General features: G+C 47.1%; 15 protein-coding genes and 1 pseudogene. 5 read left to right on the top strand and 11 right to left on the bottom strand.

Annotation, left to right across the window (positions count from 1 at the left end):
* Positions 1–5: 5 nt before the first annotated feature.
* Positions 6–1,961, bottom strand: a complete 1,956-nt coding sequence (locus I1H34_RS03705) for a lipoxygenase family protein (protein ID WP_212664404.1) — start codon at positions 1,959–1,961, stop codon at positions 6–8.
* A 449-nt stretch (positions 1,962–2,410) separates the two neighbouring features.
* On the opposite strand from I1H34_RS03705, the gene I1H34_RS03710 reads away from it, so the two are divergent.
* A complete protein-coding gene (locus I1H34_RS03710) occupies positions 2,411–3,802 on the top strand; it encodes an NAD-dependent malic enzyme (RefSeq protein WP_212664405.1) in 1,392 nt (463 codons plus the stop codon).
* 50 nt (positions 3,803–3,852) lie between these two features.
* Here I1H34_RS03710 and I1H34_RS03715 read toward each other — a convergent pair whose 3' ends face one another.
* A complete protein-coding gene (locus tag I1H34_RS03715; protein ID WP_212664406.1) occupies positions 3,853–4,026 on the bottom strand; it encodes a zinc finger domain-containing protein in 174 nt (57 codons plus the stop codon).
* 137 nt (positions 4,027–4,163) lie between these two features.
* A complete protein-coding gene (locus I1H34_RS03720) occupies positions 4,164–4,331 on the bottom strand; it encodes a hypothetical protein (RefSeq protein WP_212664407.1) in 168 nt (55 codons plus the stop codon).
* 113 nt (positions 4,332–4,444) lie between these two features.
* On the opposite strand from I1H34_RS03720, the gene I1H34_RS03725 reads away from it, so the two are divergent.
* The gene (locus tag I1H34_RS03725) at positions 4,445–4,885 is read left to right on the top strand and encodes a DUF29 domain-containing protein (RefSeq protein WP_212664408.1); all 441 of its coding nucleotides are present in this window, start codon (positions 4,445–4,447) and stop codon (positions 4,883–4,885) included.
* A 188-nt stretch (positions 4,886–5,073) separates the two neighbouring features.
* Complete coding sequence (locus tag I1H34_RS03730) at positions 5,074–5,268, top strand: hypothetical protein (protein WP_212664409.1); 195 nt, start codon at positions 5,074–5,076, stop codon at positions 5,266–5,268.
* A 187-nt stretch (positions 5,269–5,455) separates the two neighbouring features.
* On the opposite strand, the gene ileS is transcribed toward I1H34_RS03730, so the two are convergent.
* A complete protein-coding gene (gene ileS, locus I1H34_RS03735) occupies positions 5,456–8,371 on the bottom strand; it encodes an isoleucine--tRNA ligase (RefSeq protein ID WP_212664410.1) in 2,916 nt (971 codons plus the stop codon).
* A 196-nt stretch (positions 8,372–8,567) separates the two neighbouring features.
* Here ileS and I1H34_RS03740 point away from each other — a divergent pair, with 196 nt between their 5' ends.
* Both I1H34_RS03740 and I1H34_RS03745 read left to right on the top strand, forming a co-directional pair.
* Positions 8,568–8,816: a type II toxin-antitoxin system Phd/YefM family antitoxin gene (locus tag I1H34_RS03740; protein ID WP_212666126.1), complete on the top strand. Its 249-nt coding sequence runs from the start codon at positions 8,568–8,570 to the stop codon at positions 8,814–8,816.
* A complete protein-coding gene (locus I1H34_RS03745) occupies positions 8,816–9,070 on the top strand; it encodes a Txe/YoeB family addiction module toxin (RefSeq protein ID WP_212664411.1) in 255 nt (84 codons plus the stop codon). Before I1H34_RS03740 ends, I1H34_RS03745 begins: the two co-directional genes overlap by 1 nt.
* 15 nt (positions 9,071–9,085) lie before the next feature.
* Here the strand turns inward: I1H34_RS03745 and I1H34_RS03750 are convergent.
* The 7 genes and pseudogenes from I1H34_RS03750 to I1H34_RS03780 form a co-directional block, all read right to left on the bottom strand.
* Positions 9,086–9,649: pseudogene (locus I1H34_RS03750) on the bottom strand (Uma2 family endonuclease).
* Positions 9,650–9,740: 91 nt separating this feature from the next.
* Complete coding sequence (locus I1H34_RS03755) at positions 9,741–10,133, bottom strand: hypothetical protein (RefSeq protein ID WP_212664412.1); 393 nt, start codon at positions 10,131–10,133, stop codon at positions 9,741–9,743.
* Positions 10,134–10,273: 140 nt separating this feature from the next.
* Positions 10,274–11,914: an alpha/beta hydrolase gene (locus I1H34_RS03760; protein ID WP_212664413.1), complete on the bottom strand. Its 1,641-nt coding sequence runs from the start codon at positions 11,912–11,914 to the stop codon at positions 10,274–10,276.
* A gap of 145 nt (positions 11,915–12,059) precedes the next feature.
* Entirely contained in the window at positions 12,060–13,631 is a 1,572-nt protein-coding gene (locus tag I1H34_RS03765; RefSeq protein WP_212664414.1) for a CHAT domain-containing protein, read from the bottom strand.
* A 59-nt stretch (positions 13,632–13,690) separates the two neighbouring features.
* Positions 13,691–14,956, bottom strand: coding sequence for a hypothetical protein (locus I1H34_RS03770; RefSeq protein WP_212664415.1), 1,266 nt, complete (start codon positions 14,954–14,956; stop codon positions 13,691–13,693).
* A gap of 300 nt (positions 14,957–15,256) precedes the next feature.
* Positions 15,257–15,922: a COP23 domain-containing protein gene (locus I1H34_RS03775; RefSeq protein ID WP_212664416.1), complete on the bottom strand. Its 666-nt coding sequence runs from the start codon at positions 15,920–15,922 to the stop codon at positions 15,257–15,259.
* A 114-nt stretch (positions 15,923–16,036) separates the two neighbouring features.
* Positions 16,037–17,986 carry a serine/threonine-protein kinase gene (locus I1H34_RS03780; protein ID WP_212664417.1) on the bottom strand — a complete coding sequence of 650 codons (1,950 nt, stop codon included), beginning with the start codon at positions 17,984–17,986 and terminating at the stop codon, positions 16,037–16,039.
* Positions 17,987–18,163 lie beyond the last annotated feature (177 nt).

Consider the following 18,163-nt stretch of genomic DNA (forward strand, 5'->3'; position numbering starts at 1 on the left):
GTAGGTTAAATATTGGTACTTTGTGGAATCTTGGACGGGAGCAAGATGTCGTAATAGGTGGGTCGGGTTGCGTTACGGTCTTGAATGATCAATTCGATCTCTTCTAACCTTTGTTGGAAACCTAGTAGAGGCTGTTTAACATGGGGGTCGTTAAAGTAAGTATGTTCGTTAATATCATCTAGATCCACATCATTGGCCTTGTAGTAACCCAGCTGAGTATAGTAGACCGAACCCAAGGTATAACCTAGATCCAACTGTTGTTCCGCCAAGCTGAGGGGAGGTAGTAGGGAGAAATAGTCCGCTTCACTGGCTGTCTTTGCATTTGGAGCTTCACTGAAACCTGCGAGAGGCATATTGGGGACAAACGTCATTAACGACGCTTGGGGGAAATTCACAGATGCATGTTGGGCACTACAGGTGAAAATAATGAGTGTTGTCGCATTAATGAGGTAATCCAAGGTGCGAATCTTAGGCTCGGGTTCTTCCGGTGTCGCTTCACCAATTTCGGTCATCTGACCCCCATCTTCAGCTCTAAGCTCTTTCAACCAAGCTTGCAATGTTTCATCGTTGAGGACTGCAGCATCATCTTTGTAGAAGATTTGCAGATAGGCCTCAACCCAGTCATGAATTGCATGCCAAAGGAGCAATGCATCGTCACGATAAGGGTAGTCAGGTAGCTTTTGCAGATCATCCACGCCTCGGGATGCAAAGGTTTGGGGCAGCATGGAGTCATTAAAAGAGAAGGGATAGCCCTTGGCCCCTTTGACACTAAGCTGCACGGAGGACAGTATTGTTCCGAACAAGAGTTTATCTACGGTGCCATCAGGTGCAATTAAGCTACTCGCTGCGGCATTGTTGATAAATAAGGTGCCCTCAAAGTGAGGGAGGAGCAGTTTACCCAGGGGATGTTCTGTTCCTAAGCGTCGATAAGTACCTAAAGCAATCGGCTCAATCCAGAGATGGGTGCGCCCTAAATGAGAAATCAGTTCATGATAATTACCATCAGCGATTTGAACCACTGTCTTGGCCATACGCCAAGCTAGCCGCTCCTCTTCACCAGCCTCAAGGCTTGGCGGTGTAAAGATAGGGCTGTCTGCATCTTGGTGGCATTGGATAGCAATCGGTGTGAGGAGACGACCTGGACAATGACCTGATCCAATCGCAAATAATGCTAAAGGTGCATAGCTATACTTCTGAAGTGTTTCTTGACGACCTTTTATCTTGGTATTCACGGTACCAGGAACGATTTCTTCTAGGATCTGGTAGTCCGCTAGATAGACGCGTCCATCATTTAGGGCTGTCTGGAGAGACTCGCCCTCTCCCATGACAGTCTGGAATTGTTGTTCTGTGACTTTGAAATGGTCTGGGAGTTCGGAAATGCGGTTAATCACAAGGGGATTGGCTCCGGCAACCCGTTGAGCAGCAAATGCCCGATCTTCCAGAAAATGATTACTAATATCTGGTAGGTAAATGATCTGAAAGAGATCACGATAGTTTGCTAAGGAAGGTTTCTCTCCTGCATCCCTGAGTTCAGCTTTTTCTTGAATATCCTTGGCTATGGATGAAATCCGGGCTGAGACCTTATCAGGATTTTGCTTATCTTTAACATCATGCCTGATGTTTTGAGATTGGGATTGGTTGCCAAAAATATTGGAGAGACCTCTGACAAGATCACTCACAGCATTAAAGAGTCGCTCCAGCCATGATTGATTGAGGGGATTCTCGAGAATTCTAGACAAGCGCAGAAAAGTAATCAGACGACAGGCAGACCCTTTGCGGACGGCTATATCCTGCATTGCCTGATTGGCAATAATTCTGAGTACAACGGAAACGATATCTCTGGTCCAAGGCCACTTTGTCAACGACTGATCTGCTGGAAAAACTTCCTTAGCCATTGGATATTTCAGTTCAGAGGAAACATCTTTAAGGGCATCGTATCGATATTCATATTCTTGCGTCATAGTAGCTCCCAATTGAGGATCGATTTCAATAGAACTTAAGTGATGTTCTGAGGCTATTAGAATCATCAGATATAGCGCAGGATTTTATGCGAATTGCAAAGACTTGTGTTCTATGAGTCACTAGTCTTTGCAATTCCTGAAAGCTTCTTCGGGAGAAGATTAGATTTAGATAGTTAATGCTTTCTGATTGGTAAATCTTGATATTCATTTACATCTATTAGCGCTTCAGAAAGATGATCTGAAATTAGAAAGGTTACTCCTTGAATCCTTCAATTATTGTTGTTATCAGAAGAAAAAAGAAATGGGGTTTCATACAGATGCTGTGCTATTGCTTTGATGGTGATCCATTCCCTTCTATGCAGAAGAGGAGAACACCATCGAGTTTGCTATATGCCATTACAATTGGGAGCTGTAGCTTGCAATAATTTTGACGTACGGTAGCAATCAATATGGTTCAACTGACACCTAACTCTAGCTTTAGCCTGACCATTCGCTTGAAGTTACCTAATCAGACGGGGATGCTGGCCCAGGTATTACAAGCCATTGGGTCTGCTGGGGGAAGTCTGGGACATATTGACCTTTTGGAACGCACTCATACCTCGCTGACTCGCGAAATTACTGTCAATGCCTCCAGTACGGAACATGCGGATACTATTGTGGATGCTTTAAAAGCACTGCCGCACATTACCTTGCTGGATGTTTCTGATCGCACCTTTGATTGCCACCGGGGCGGAAAAATCACCGTTCAAAGTAAGCTCCCTCTTCATAGCCAGGATGATTTATCCATGGCCTATACACCTGGCGTAGGTCGGATTTGCACGGCCATTGCCCAAGAGAAAGATCAGGTGTATCGCTATACCATCAAAAGCAATACCGTGGCTGTCGTTACCGATGGTAGTGCAGTGTTGGGATTAGGAAATATTGGCCCCGAAGCCGCTTTACCCGTAATGGAAGGGAAGGCTCTGCTGTTTCAGGAATTTGGCAAGATTAATGCCTTTCCTGTGTGTCTAGCTACTCAGGATGTGGATGAGATTGTGGAGACGGTGAAGCGAATGGCCCCGGTCTTTGGTGGGGTCAACCTAGAAGATATTAGTGCACCTCGTTGCTTTGAAGTGGAAGAACGGCTGCGCCGAGAACTAGATATTCCGGTCTTTCATGACGATCAGCATGGAACTGCGATTGTGGTGTTGGCAGCGCTCATCAATGCTCTGAAGTTAGTGGATAAAACCTTTGAGGATATTTCCATTGTCATCAATGGAGCTGGAGCTGCAGGTGTGGCCATTGCTAAGTTATTGCAAAAAGCAGGTGTGAAAACGATTCGACTGTGCGATCGCAACGGCATTATCAGTCAAGATCGCACGGACCTAAATGAGACTAAGAAGTCTTTTGCGGTAGAACAGCCAGGAACCTTAGCCGATGCCCTCAAAGGGGCGGATGTGTTTCTTGGGGTGAGTGCGCCAGGTGTTCTAACGCCAGAAATGGTCAAAACGATGGCTTCAGATCGAATTGTGTTTGCGATGGCTAACCCCATTCCTGAAATTCAACCTGAGTTAATCCAAGGTGATGTCGCTGTGATTGCTACGGGACGCAGTGATTATCCGAATCAAATTAATAACGTATTGGCGTTTCCCGGTATTTTTCGAGGTGCCCTGAACTGCCGCGCTGCCGCTATTACAACGACAATGCACCTACAAGCCGCCTATGCGATCGCAGCTTTAGTGGGAAGTGATGAACTCCACCACGATCATATTATTCCGTCTGTGTTTGATGAGCGCGTAGCGACAGCGGTTGCTTCGGCAGTGGAGCAAGCAGCTCGCCAAGAAGGGATCAGTCATTGCTAAGTTTGCAATACCTCAATGGGGTTAGATCCTTTAATGGAGAGGAAAAGCTGCTATAAAGTTGGTTTATAACTGCCATCTTCAGTTTGGCTGACTTGGCCTTGGGTAATCAAGTTGTCGATGATGGAGTCGCAGCGATCGCACAACCAGGGATGTACTTCAGACTGATCGACATAAGTGGAGTAATTCCAGCAGCGATCGCATTTCTCACCCTTTACCTTAACCACTCTCACGCCCAGGGTTTCAGGCTGAGATTGATACTTTGACGCACCTAAACTTTGAGGTGTATCCAGAAGTTTTACCTACGATGCCAAAAATAGGTATCGTAACTCCTCGACATAAAAGGTATCTGCAAAATTTGACTCTATATTGGATGGGAGGTTTTCTTTGGCGTGCCATAGATGTAGTGGTCATGTTCAGCAGCACCATCGGTAGGCAATGTATCAAGCACTTGTGGAGGGATATCTGAAACCAAGTCTTCGATAAATGTTGCAAAGGATTGTATTTGCTCCTGATGTAAGTGATGTTTCATCGCCTAAGCCTAAGATAAAATGTTGATACTTGTTTGAACTACAAAATAACAGCATGGCATCAGCTACCGCGAAACAGCCTACAAAATTAATGTGATGAAGAGCGACGCTTTCTATGCAAACTACTACACTCTATGATCAAGATTTTTACGCTTGGACCCAACACCAAATAGAACTACTGCAAGCTCAGCAGTGGGAGCAAGTGGATATTCAAAATCTGATTGAGGAGATTGCATCTTTGGGGAAGCGAGAACGGCAGGAGTTGCGCAATCGATTGGGAGTTTTGTTAGGGCATTTGCTTAAGTGGCATTATCAACCCGAGGCCCGTTCGAAGAGTTGGTTTTACACGATTAAAGAGCAGCGCCAGGAGATTGAGCGCCACCTACAAGAGAATCCTAGTTTGAAGCCTTATCTGAGTGAGGCTATTGAGATTGGGTATGAAAAGGGTCTAAACCTTGTGGGTAAAGAAACTCCCCTCGATCCCAAGCAACTTCCTCAAGTCTGCCCTTTCTCGGAGGTAGAAATATTTGAAGAGTTAATGGATTGGCAAGCGTAAACTGACGTCATACTTTGGACAATATTTCATGAAATGTGCCAAAGATTTCGTCGCAATTATTTTGTGCCATTTTTGATCCACTGAATGTGGGCTAAGGTCTCCCTGGCTTGGAGAACAGAATTGACTTTCTGAATTGATTCCAATATGGGTTGGAGGATGCTCTTCTCAACAAGACTAAAGGTTAACCAATGACTTCATCTGAAATCCGAACTAAACAGGATTGTCTAAAGGCCATGCAGATGGTGCAAGAGTTTATCGCTATGGATGAAGAAACTCTCAAAACGTCCCACCCTAGTCTGCGTAGAGTGTTAGAACAAAATAACTTAGACCGCAAAAACGATCTCGAATTGCTGAAACAACGCTACTCAACCCTCCCAGATTAATATCTGATGATCTTTGAGGAGGGATTTTAGCGGCAGATGCTCAGAGGGCAAGGTTGCCCTGGAGCTACAACAGTTTTTTATAAAAAATGACTGTCTGGCACAGAGTGTGATTTGAGAGTCAATTATATTAGTAACTTCCTTTCAAGATTTTATACCAACTGTTGTCTTTGAAGTCTTCGAGTCCTTGCTACTGTGCAATAGGTTGGTAGCTGCCATCCTCAGTTTGACTGACTTGGCCTTGGGTGACTAAGTTTTCGATGATTGAGTCACAGCGTTCGCACAACGATGCATGTTTTTCAGACTGACCTACATAAGTCGAGTAATTCCAACAGCGATCGCATTTCTCGCCATCTGCCTTCACCACTCCCACACCCAGGGTTTCAGACTGAAACTGGTACTTTAACTCACCTAAACTTTTAGGTGTATCCAACAATTCTACCTGAGAAGCCAAAAATAGGTATCGTAATTCATCCACATTATTAGAACCCTCACCAGCCGTAGGATTCATGGCTGTTAACTGCTGACGTACAGCCGTATCGCTCACATACAGCAATACCTTCGATTCCAGAGATGAACCGATCTCCTTTTCGACGCGGGCTTGTTCCATCACCTTATTCACCTCTTGGCGAATATCTCGTAAGGCCACCCATTGGCTAGCGAGATCAGGGTTTTTCCACTGCTCCTCTAGCTGCATCCATCCTGCTGCAAAAACAGAGGAGTGGGGCGTTTCATAGGGCAATGATTGCCAGATATCTTCCGCCATATGGGATAGCACCGGGGCAATGGCGCGGGCCAAGTTCTCAAGCGCAATCGCCAACACCGTCTGACAACTTCTTCGTCGCAGAGCATCAGGCTCACTGATATAGAGGCGATCCTTAGCCGTATCTAGGTAGAAGTTGGACAGATCCACCACACAGAAATTTTGCACCGTCTGGAAGAAGCGAAAAAACTGGAAGCTTTCAAAAGCGTCCGTCACTTCCGTAAACACTTCTGTGATTCGATGCAGCATATAGCGATCGAGCTGGGGCAGATCTTTATAAGCCACCGCATCTTTAGCAGGGTTAAAGTCATGGAGGTTACCCAGCAAGAATCGAGACGTATTGCGGATCTTGCGATAGACATCCGCCATTTGCTTGAGGATATTTTTGCCCAAGGGCACATCTGAAGCGTAGTCTACAGACGAGACCCATAGGCGCAATACATCAGCGCCATAGGGTGGATCTTGCTTCTGATTTTTGCCTCCAGAAATAACGATGGCCGGGTCAACGACATTGCCGATGGATTTACTCATTTTGCGGCCCTGTTCATCGAGGACAAAGCCATGGGTCAAAACGGTTTTGTAGGGAGCATGACCGTTAGTGGCCACGCTGGTGAGAATGCTGGACTGGAACCAACCCCGATGCTGATCGGACCCTTCTAAATACATCTCGGCTGGATATTTCAACGGTTCACGCTGATCACAGACTGCCGCCCAGGACGACCCAGAATCAAACCAGACATCCATGGTGTCCGTGCCCTTGCGGTAGGTATTGCCATCGCTGCGATAGGGTTCGGGCAAGAGTTCATCGTTGTCGAGTTCCCACCAAGCATCGGAGCCCTTCTCCGCCACAATTGCTTGGATATGATTGACGGTGGCTTCATTCAGGAGAGGCTCTCCCGTGGCGTCGTTGTAAAACACGGGAATAGGCACACCCCAATTGCGCTGGCGGGAGATACACCAGTCCGATCGCTCGGAGACCATGGAGGTGATCCGGTTTTGGCCTTGGGCGGGAATCCAATTTACGGTTGCGATCGCATCTAGTACTGCCTCTCTAAACCCATCAACCGATGCAAACCACTGCTCCGTCGCTCGCAAAATTACTGGCTGTTTAGTCCGCCAATCATAAGGGTATTTATGGGCATAACTTTCTTCTTTCAGCAGGGCACCCGCTGACTGCAACGCTTCAATCACGGCTTCATTGCCGCCATTCAAGACATTCAACCCGGCAAACGGACCCGCATCCTTGGTAAAGGTGCCATCGCCATCCACAGGCGACAACAAATCTAGGCCATATTGCTGACCAACCTGATAGTCTTCTTGTCCATGCCCTGGTGCGGTATGCACCAAACCCGTCCCCGACTCCGTCGTTACGTAATCTCCTAATACCAACGGTCCCTGGCGTTCAAACAGGGGATGCTGGTAAGTCGAATGCTCTAAGGCTTTACCCGGTAGAGTTGTGATTACCTTAAACGAAGACTCCAAGGTCTCGGTCAACTGCTCGATCAAGTCTTCCGCCACGATCAAATAATCATCCCCAGACTTCACCACGGCATAGGTGAGATCAGGATTCAGGCTAACCGCTAAATTACCTGGAATCGTCCAAGGCGTCGTGGTCCAGATGGCCACTTTTAGCGTCGGCAAATACTTAGCTAACAGTGGCTGTGCCGTTTCCGACAAAGACTTCACATCAAAGGTGACATAGATACTGCGGGAGGTATGGCCTTCAGGATATTCCAGTTCTGCTTCTGCTAGAGCCGTTTGGGAACTAGGACTCCAGTAAACAGGCTTAAAGCCTCGATAGATATATCCTTTAAGGGCCATCTTGCCAAAAACACCAATCTGGGCCGCTTCATACTCTGGTTTCAGAGTTAGGTAAGGGTTTTCCCAATTTCCCCAGATGCCATAACGCTGAAAGCTCTTGCTTTGTTTCTCAACGGTCTTCAGGGCAAAGTCACGGGCCTTCCACCTTAGTTTTAACGGCGTTAGCTTGGCTCGATTCTCAGGCTGGATATTTTGCAATACCTTCAGCTCGATCGGTAACCCGTGGCAGTCCCAACCCGGTACATAACGAACTTTGCGCCCCTGCAAAAGCTGAAACTTGTTGATGGTGTCTTTGAGAATTTTGTTGAGGGCGTGACCAATATGCAAATCCCCGTTGGCATAGGGAGGTCCATCATGGAGCACAAACACCTCGCCCGGATTATTCTGGGACAGGTCTTCGTAAATATTTTGGTCTGCCCAAAACTTTTGTAGCTCAGGTTCGCGCTTTACCGCATTGGCGCGCATATCGAACTTGGTCTTGGGAAGATTTACGGTCTTTTTATAGCGTCCGGGTTCTGTCACAATTTCTAGCCAACACAGCAGAGAACATCAACAAGTCATTCAGACATTATCAACGAGTAACCTGTATATGGGCAACGATGACCTGTATATGAGTCACGAGATCTAAACTGTGCTTCCAGCTTTCCGCCAGAAACCTGAAACCCTCAAGACACACATGTTAGATTGGTACCGAAAATGGTACCAATCAGGGAAGCTCATGGATTTGTTGACCGTTCGAGAAGCCAGAGATAATTTATATCACCTGATTGATGAGATCGCTGAACATCACAAACCCATCGTGATCTCTGGTAAACGCAACGATGCGATCTTGATTTCTAAAGAAGATTGGGATGCTATCCAGGAAACAATTTATTTAAGCAGTATTCCGGGGATGACTGACTCCATTCGGACGGCAGCCGCAGAACCTGTGGAAGAATGTATTGCCGTTGAAAATCTGGATTGGTAATGTGGACTGTTGTTCTTTCCAAGCAAGCTGCTAAAGATGCGAAAAAAGTCTCAGCATCTGATCTCAAGCCAAAAGTTCAAAAACTGATAGCAGTATTACAGAGTGATCCTTATACTCTGCCCTACGAAAAGTTAGTGGGTGATATGCAGGGGTATTATTCCCGAAGGATCAACATCCAGCACCGACTCGTTTACCAAATCTTTGATGAGCAAAAAGTGATCAAGATTTTGCGCATGTGGAGCCGCTATGAATGATTCTGTAGTGCATGACTACTCCAGTAGCCAATTGAAAATTTCTTCAGTGGTCAGTTGTAAAGTGTTTGCAAATAGCGGGACAGGAAGTTGCTGCGTTGGTAGGTCAAACACTAAAGTCTGTTGCTGTGGCCGATAAACCAAGATTGCTTTTTCACTTGGATCAATTAGCCAACTCATCTTAGCCCTCTGATCGAGGCAATGTAGGATATTTTTAGTCACCTTAGTATGACTCTGATCGGGAGACAGAATTTCAATGGCCTAATTAGGTGCCAGCTGAAAAACATTAGCAATCTCTCCATGATGATCACGCACAATTCTGCCCCAACTGAAGACGGAAATATCTGGAACAGTGGATCGATCACCAAAAGTACAGCGTAATTCTGAAAAGGCCCTGGCAATTTTTTGAAGTCTTAACCGAGCATTGATCGCAGTCGATAATTCTGTCTGGATCGAGCTGTGCTTTCCTTGTGGTAGCGGTTTTTGAATAATTTGCCCGTCTATATACTCGCTAGCAGGTTTTGTCTCCGGTAATGCTAGAAACTTTTCTAACGTCAATCGTTGAATAGGAGTTTGTAGCATCTGATCGTTAGCTCAACAAGAAATACATCAGTTGACTGCAAAATAAATTCACTGTGCGGAACGAATCGTTCCAACTCAGCAACCCCAGCACTCACCATTCCTCTTCAAGTGCCTCTTCGAATATTGTTCCCAGCGTTATTTCATAGGGCAGTTCTTTATCATCTCTATGATAAGCAACATAAGCTATTCCTTCTTCTTTGTCCCAGCAACTCATTTCGATAATGCTGTTCCAATACCAATCTGGAGAGCCAGTGTCGGCGTTCCCCCGAAAGTCAGCGGGGCCCCAAACCTCTTGAATTTTGGCAACCACCACCTCATATTCATGTTGAAAATCAGCTTCAATATTTTCTAAATTTGAAAAATCATCATCAAAGAACAGTTTTGAAACTTTCCAGTCAAATGTATATCCGTATGGCTGATAGTTCCCTGGAAGCATCTTCCACAAAAAGTCTTCAAGAATTTCGACGGGATGTTTCTCTTTCATGACTTGAGGTTCTTTCCATAACCTTTCTAGCCAATACAGCAGAGAACATCAACAAGCCTGCAGGTGTTATCAACTAGATCTCAACTATAGTCTTGTAGATCTGACCTTTCTCTCAAGACTTGGATTTTGGCAATGCTCGATTACCTGGGGTTTAAGATCTCATGGGTAGAGAGAGTCTGGGTTAAGTTGAGCTTGAGTTTACCTTGTCTCAAAGTCGCCACAAACTCAGGAGACAAATAAGACTGATATTCCATCTCTTCTGCAATATGCTGTTTCATAAAGGCTAGGCTCAATACGGATAGGTATGATTTAGCCGCATCAGGAGATGGTCCTGACAGTTTTTGGGACTCAGGCTGTGCTTCAGACTCACTGGATGGATCGACTGCGATCGTGGAAAAATGAGTGCCCCCCTGCATCAAGACAAAATATTTGTCTGTTGTGGTGAGCCACGTGAACGGAGTCGCTTGTTCAAGGAGCGATGGAGACACTTTGTCCGCACTGCCTGATACCAGCATTACCGGGGTTTGAATTTGGCTGAGAGTCTCGCCCAGCACACTACTATCGACTGGGTTGATGGCGATGACCCCTTTAACTCGGGGATCTGCCAGCTTATAGCGTTGTTGAGGCAACTTTAACGCTTGGCACTGAAGAATTAAGGAGATATTGATGGTGTCTTTAAGCCGCGATCCACAATCTTGCTGAAGTTGCCCAAAGTTGATCGTTGCGCCCGCTACGGCTAGGGCGGTATATCCCCCAAAAGACTGGCCAATGACCCCTACTTGCTCCAGATTTAGCTGCCCCTGAAACATTGGATCGGCGGTTGCTAATCGTTCCAATTCATCCAAGATAAACCGCACATCCAGTGGACGATCCAGAAACTCGATGGGCTGGGTTACGTCTTTCACTCGTCCTAACATCAGCGCCTGGAGCTGGTTAGTATTGCTGCCAATATGTTCAGGCATGACCACCACAAATCCATGAGAGGCAAGATGTTCTGCTAAATACGCATAAGAGTTGCGATTGGAATTGAGGCCATGAGAAATCACAACAATAGGCTTGGGAGCGGCCGTTTGAGGTAGATAGATATCAACGGGGAACTGCCGGGATTGCCCCGTTAGCCCTTGCCGTGTGGCACTTTGATCGGATAGGGTGAGGGTCGTTTTTTGCCAAGAATATTGCCCTTGCTGAGTCAAGGCAGACCCTGTGGAACTGGCTATGGGGCTAGCAGGGGACTGGTTCTCCAACACCTGAATTAATGTGTTTGTTTGCCGAATGAGTCCCCGGATTTGAGAGAAGACAGCTAATCCTTCACTGAGGTCAATCTTCAGCCCTTGGATGGGATAGTGCTTGAGAAAATTCAAAACTGTGAGACCTTCTGGATCCGCCGCTGCCACGATCAATGCGCCTCTCAGAGCATAGAATCCACCGTGATTAGATTTGGGTCGAATGACTCGGGCAACCCGTTGGACCATCAACTCGCCAATATCTGAATAGAGAAATTGGGATAGGGCGACTGGAGAGATGGCTAGCTTTTGTTGTAGGGCATTTTGGAGAAATGGGCGCTGCTCAGGGCTGATATAGCGAGCATAGGGAATAAAATCACCTGTGATTCGCCCCGTTTCGGCAAAGGTCTCCAAGGATTTGACTGAGACGGATTGCTCAAAGGAGAGAAACGAGGCAAAAATTCGCTCTGCACTCCTGGCTGGTTTAGTCTGACAACTGATAGACAGCCAAAAAGCTGAACTTACTAGTAGTCCTAGTTTTGCGACTCTCTTGAACATATGAGATGTTTACCCTTTAAACCGTTCCTCAATCCGTTCAAGAGCATAGCAAATTTGGCCATAGCTGTTCTCTTCCTCTCAATTCTGGTGAAAAACTATAGAGGAAATGATTCAGGCTGCTGGGGTAATGGGTTGTTTGGTCAGATTAATTCCAGTTGCCCACCATGGTGAACGAAGACCAGTAGTAGGGATGGGTAAAGTCCACTTCGCCGCGTTCAGCAAAAATAGCAGGCAGGGCAATTTGAGAGCCATCTGCTAAGACGAGTTGAGCGTCATCGGTCAATCGAACTTGACCATTGAGCATAGCCATTTGGGCCTGCCGCAACGCCGCCGACTTAATGGGAGCCGTTTTCAAGTTTTGATAAAACCCTGTCATTAAGCCCAGCGTGCCTTCATCGCTGACAAACCAGAGACTACCCAGGGCCGACTTTACGCCGGATTGAATCGCTAAACCCGTAAAGCCCAGCTCCGCATCTGTATTGCCTAGGGCGGTTTGACAAGCACTTAACACCAATAGCTCTACGGTGGGGGTATCACTCCATTTGGATTGGGTGGCCACCTCTCGTAAATCCTTGAGGGTCAGTTTGCCATCCCAAAGCTGGATAAAAGACTTATCGATCTTGCCAGGATTAAACTCGGCATGGGTGGCTAAGTGGATAATGTCGAACTGTTGCTGTTGGGTAAATTTCTTGAGATTGGCGAGGGTGACATCGGGATCTAAATAGGCTGATCCTTGCCAAATATTTTCAGTGAGGGCTGGAATCTCCACTGCAACAGAGGGTAATGGCGATTGGCCCTCGACTTCTTTGGTAATTCCCATGCCCAAAACCTGCTTGCCTTGAATAGGAGAAAAGCGGGTATCCGTCAGGCTAAAACTGGGAATCAATGCCAGGTTGTACTGTTCCACCAGAAACTGTTGACCGTCGTGGAGGGCGGCTAAGGGGAGCGATCGCAACCCCGTATCCATGGAAAAGATGATGGTATCGATCTTTTTCTTTTCTAGCTCGGCGACTAGTGGCTGAACCATCCATTGATGAAGCTTTTGGGCCGAGTCCAAGTAGCTTTTGGATTTGAAATCAACTGGGTCACTGATCTGCTGTCGAAAGTCTTTAGATACCTTGGAAACTTGACCTAGGGTAGCCTCTGGTACTTTTACAAACGTCACGTTGGGATTATTGAGATCATCTGTGGACGGAGCCGCTTGTCCCAGTTGGATCGGTTGGCTGGAGGCTACTTGGATAGCTCGATCAATACGACTCAACTCAGGGTCACTAAGGTCTGCGGTGACCAAAACAAGCTGCAGCCCCTCTCTCGTTTTCAGGACATAGAGCAATGCTGGATTGGTTCCGGTGGCTTTAGCGAGTTTCTTTAACTCCTGGGAAATCACATCTGCAGAAGCTGCCTCGCCAAAGAACGGACCAAACTTAGAGGCATAAACCCCTGCAAAGCTGGTTTCAATCGTGGCGATCTCGGTGGGTACACCATCAATAAAAGGAGTATCTGCAGGCGGATCCTCAAACCCCGGGTTGACGTCCGTATTTCCATCCGATTGGCCTGTCATATTGATATCGGATTGACTGGTGGGAGGTGTGCCTGGTGTAATCGGTGGATCTAGCGGAGTTTGGGCCATATTCCGATCAGCAACGCTCAAGGTCATCGCTACCGTCAGCAACCCTAGATTAATGAGGCGAAAAGGGGTTTTAAATATCTTGATCATGGTCACAATAGATTTTTCTATTCAAGTTGGCTATCGATCAGGTCAATAAACGGACTGCTCTAAAACGTGATGGCGTAACCGATGCCAAAAATAAAGCGCACACCATCTCCGGCGGTGCCAGTAACATCCGTGATTGCTGGGGTAATAATCAGTGGAATTTCACGAAAGGGCCGAAGAGAAAAGCCTAGGGATAAATCTTGGCCAGACCATTCTGCGATCGCATTCACCGGATCAGCAATCCGCAGGGCGACACTGCCAAAAATGCCCGGAGTATCATCATCCGTGAACACATTATTCTCCGTTCGATAGCGTCCTGTCCCCAATCCAGCGGAGACATACATTCGACTAAACAGATCCTTCGTATTTTCCTTGAGGATAAATGTCTTTGACACCACACCATAAGGACTGGGACCGTCGATATCTCCTGGTCCCCAGCTAATGGCATCGTTGACGCCGACTGCGACGGCAAATAAATCAGGTAACCGTCGATGCAGTTTGAAGCTAATGATGCCCCGCTCAAAATTATCTAAATCTGTTAGGGTGAGTCCCACATCCAGACCCACATACTTGCGGGCATCGCCTAAGCCAAAGCCAACCCCAATCGCTCCATCAGAACTATTTGTAAACCGAGTGCGATGTTGAAAGCCAATGCCAACGGAAGCTTGACGCCAGGATTTGCCATAGGCAGAAGGCGTCAGAATCGTGGTGCTAGGACTATAAATCACCTTGGGCGTTAGCAACTCTTCTCGCAGATCCAACGGGACTTCATCAGGGCTAGAGGGTTGGGTGCGAATACTGGGCCGACGACCCGCTGCATCTTCAGGGTTGGGTCCTTCTGGAATCTGAGCAATCTGATCGAGGGTTAATAAAGGTTGAACTGCTGCGGCTGTGGGTAGAAGCCTGGAGGTGAACTCACCCTCAGAGAAAGTGGGATTTTCTTGCAGTGTCTCATTGGGGGTAGACGTTGTAACTGCAGTCAATGGAGGTGTGAATTCAGGCAGGCGGTTAGTCGCAGCCTCATCGGAACCATGAGTGATAGCCAGGACTTCCTGTTGAGAGGCTGTAGTGTTGGCGACAGAGGGTAGAGGAGAATTCAATCCTGTTGGTGCCGGAGGGCTGGTTGCTGCCGAGTCTGGGGCTAGCACAACGCCGAGAGGGGCTGGCGTCCGTCCCATCAGACTCTCTTGAAGGGCTAAATCCTGTTGGCTAAAAGGGTAAGTATTTTTCAGAGAGAGTTCCGTTGCTCCCACCTGGCTAGGAAAAGAGAGACAAACAGAAATCGAGAGGAGACTCAGATGGCAAATAGATAATGGCTTTAACGGCATAAATTTATCCACAAATTAAGCGCAATAAATAACAGTCCTCTTGTGCAGACTCAGGAAATTAGACACCCTAGATTGAACCATACTGTCAAGGAATGGAAGCTGAAATTCAGAAAATATAAATATCTATAAGATGGATGGAGTGACCGAATCTTGATGATGTGCATAAAAAATCCAGAGAGTAAAAAGGATAAATACTCTCTGGATCAAAAATGAATAGTTCAGGCCTAAAAGCCTCAAATACTGATAGCTATAAAGCTGAGGTCTCTAAAAAAACCAGTAAATTCACGAGGGGCTTATAGATTAGTTGTTTAAGCCAGTATTAGGGCTGACAGGGTCTTCCGTGGTCCCGCCAATGGCACTTTCCGGCTCAGCGATGGGCGTTCTCTCGTTTAACAATCGCTCAAAGTCAATGACCTCTTTTTTAGGACCTCCCCGGCGAATACTAGTTCGATAGTTGAACAGTTGGCGCAGTACCCGTGTGGGTTTATCTTTCGGCTCAAGGGTAATTAATAACCCTTGATCTAGGCATTGCCCTGCTTTCTCAGAGATACAAATAACTTTGTAGTTATTCATACTTCCAGTAGAGACAAATCGCAGTAATCGCTGGTCAGAGAATTGCTGAAATCGTTGGGTTACTGCTTCACATCTTTTGGCAGGAGTCCAAGTTGTGCCAAAAAAGTTACTTTCCCAGACAATGAGCTCAATCATGCCTCGCTCAGTGTGGGCTACGGTCGATAATTTATCCGCCTCATTTTTACATTCATAGCGAATTCTGGATTTTACCGGTTGGTCTGGTGAAATACCCGGTTTGATTTGGGGAGAGGTGGCATTTTCTCCTTCTGAGACCTTGGGGATAGCAGGGATGCCGGGTGTCGATAAACCAGGGTCAGCAGAGACTGCTAAGGGGCTGGCAATGGCCGTTAAGAGGAGAGAAGATGTGAGGAGAACTCTAGAAAAATAAGTCATTTTAATACCTTGAAGTCGTTGTCACTGGCATAAATCACCCGCATAAATTTTGGCTGGCTGAGGAATCAGCAAGAGGCCTGATAGCTAAGTTGTTGATGACATAGGCAAAGAACCTCATTCTGAACACAAAGGACCAGGGCAGATATTCACCACTTCTTTCTGGGGGGCAGGCTGTGCAGGAGGCTGATAGACAGGCGGGGGAGCCGATCGGGCAGGGGGGCGATAGACCGGGGGAGGAGCTGAACGGACTGGAGGCTGGTAAACCGGGGCTGACCGAACGGGGGGTTGATAGACCGGAGGAGCCGGCCGGGTGGCCGTTTGTGCAGGGGGCTGCCAAACGGTTTCGGGGGCTGGCCGATTGGCGATCGCAGTTTTGGCATCCTTCTGGATTTGATCGGCGATTTTCTGCCAGTATTCTGGGGTTTTGATTTGTTTGGCGGTTGCGATCGCATCTTCCTCACGCCCTTCCTTTAAGGCTTTTTTAGCTGCCGTGATCTTTTTCTCATTGGCACTATGTTTGTCTTGCCACTGCTTGGATTCTCGCTGGGCCTTTGTCTTGACGACGCTGGTGGTGGGAATTTGTTCAATCCCCGATAAAGCCAGTTTTAAATCTCCCTTGACTTCATAGTTCTGGCGAGCGTCCTGCAAGATGCGGGCGGACCAATCATCTAATTTCTGGGTGGCTTGAAAATGATAGGTACTCTGATCCGACACCTTCGTGATCAGCTGCACAGCTTCCCCAAACTTCGTTTCCTCAGCCAGTTGTTTGGCCTGGCCCAGATAGCACTTCGACAATGGATTCAGCAATTGGTTGACCGCTTCAGATTGTTGGGTCATGGCTGTTTCGCCCAGGTCAATACATTCAGAATATTTGGCTTGCCCATGTAGTTGGCCCAGGTGAGCTGCCGTTTGGCTGAGGTTTTTAGGACCCCACAGCAGAAATCCACCAATGCCTGCTCCGACTAAAACCGTAGAGGGCACGAGCACCTGAAGGAGTTTGCGGGATTTAGCATTCGTCTTACTGGTCTCATAGATGGGGGCGGTCCCCTTCTCTGGCTGTACCGGCAGTGCCTGAATATTGGTGGCTTGATTGGTAACTTGGTTGGTTGGATTGTCTGCGGTTACTGTGGTTTGAGGTTGATAAATCGTTGAGGGTGGCTCTGCAGGGTCGTATTCTTTCTCTAACTTGCCGGACGGGGGCATGGCTTCCGTTTTGGCGGCTGCCAGGGTCATGCTACCCACAACATCAGGTACCTGGTCGAGATCCGCTAATACTTCGGTGACGGACTGATAGCGCTTGCGATAGTCTCGACGAACCATCTTGCGCAAAATGTCAGCCATCTCTGGACTGACGTCGGCCTCATTCTGCCAGAGGATTTCGTCTTCTTCACTGCGCTCAAATTCGACGGGACGAACGCCCGTTAAACCATAGATACCAATGGTGCCTAAAGCGTAGATGTCGCTACTGATATGGGGTTTGCCGCGAATTTGTTCGTCTGGCATATAGCCAGGGGTGCCGACGGCAATGGTGGTCTCGACCACCTGACTTTGACCGCGATTAATTTGTTTGACGGCCCCAAAGTCCAGCAAAAATACGGCTTGATCCGATAACCGTCGAATTAAGTTATCCGGTTTAATATCTCGGTGAATAACCCCTAGATCATGGACATATTTGAGGATTTCTAAGCATTCGACCAAGAAGGCTTTAACCTTGGCTTCTGGCCACCGTTTATCTCCACTCAATTCCTGGGCAATTGAAATGCCATCAATAAACTCTTGGACCAGGAAGAAATCTTGTTCGGACTCAAAATAAGATAACAGCTTGGGAATCCGAGGATGATTTCCTAAGTTGCCTAGAATACTCGCTTCCTGTTCAAAGAGTCGGCGGGCAATCTCCAGAAATTTAGGATCATTAGAATCTGGCTGGAGCTGCTTAATGACGCACTTTGGATAATCTGTTAAATAGGTATCTCGGGCTAGAAAAGTAGTACCAAAAGACCCTTGCGCTAAGGTTTTTAGCACATGATACCGAGAGGCTATGACTTGTCCGGACATCTCAACCATCAACCCAAACGCTCATTCCAACCAATATTTTAAGAGAGTCGACCGATAGGAATACCAAAAATTACAAGTATTTAAATGGGTATGACTCTGGATCATTTCGTTCACATCCTGCTCTGATAGACCTGAAGTGATCGATCTGATGGGCTGCATGCTCTTTCCCAGAGGCTTTCAGTCTTG

The organism is Acaryochloris marina S15, assembly GCF_018336915.1.
Lineage (GTDB): Bacteria > Cyanobacteriota > Cyanobacteriia > Thermosynechococcales > Thermosynechococcaceae > Acaryochloris > Acaryochloris marina_A.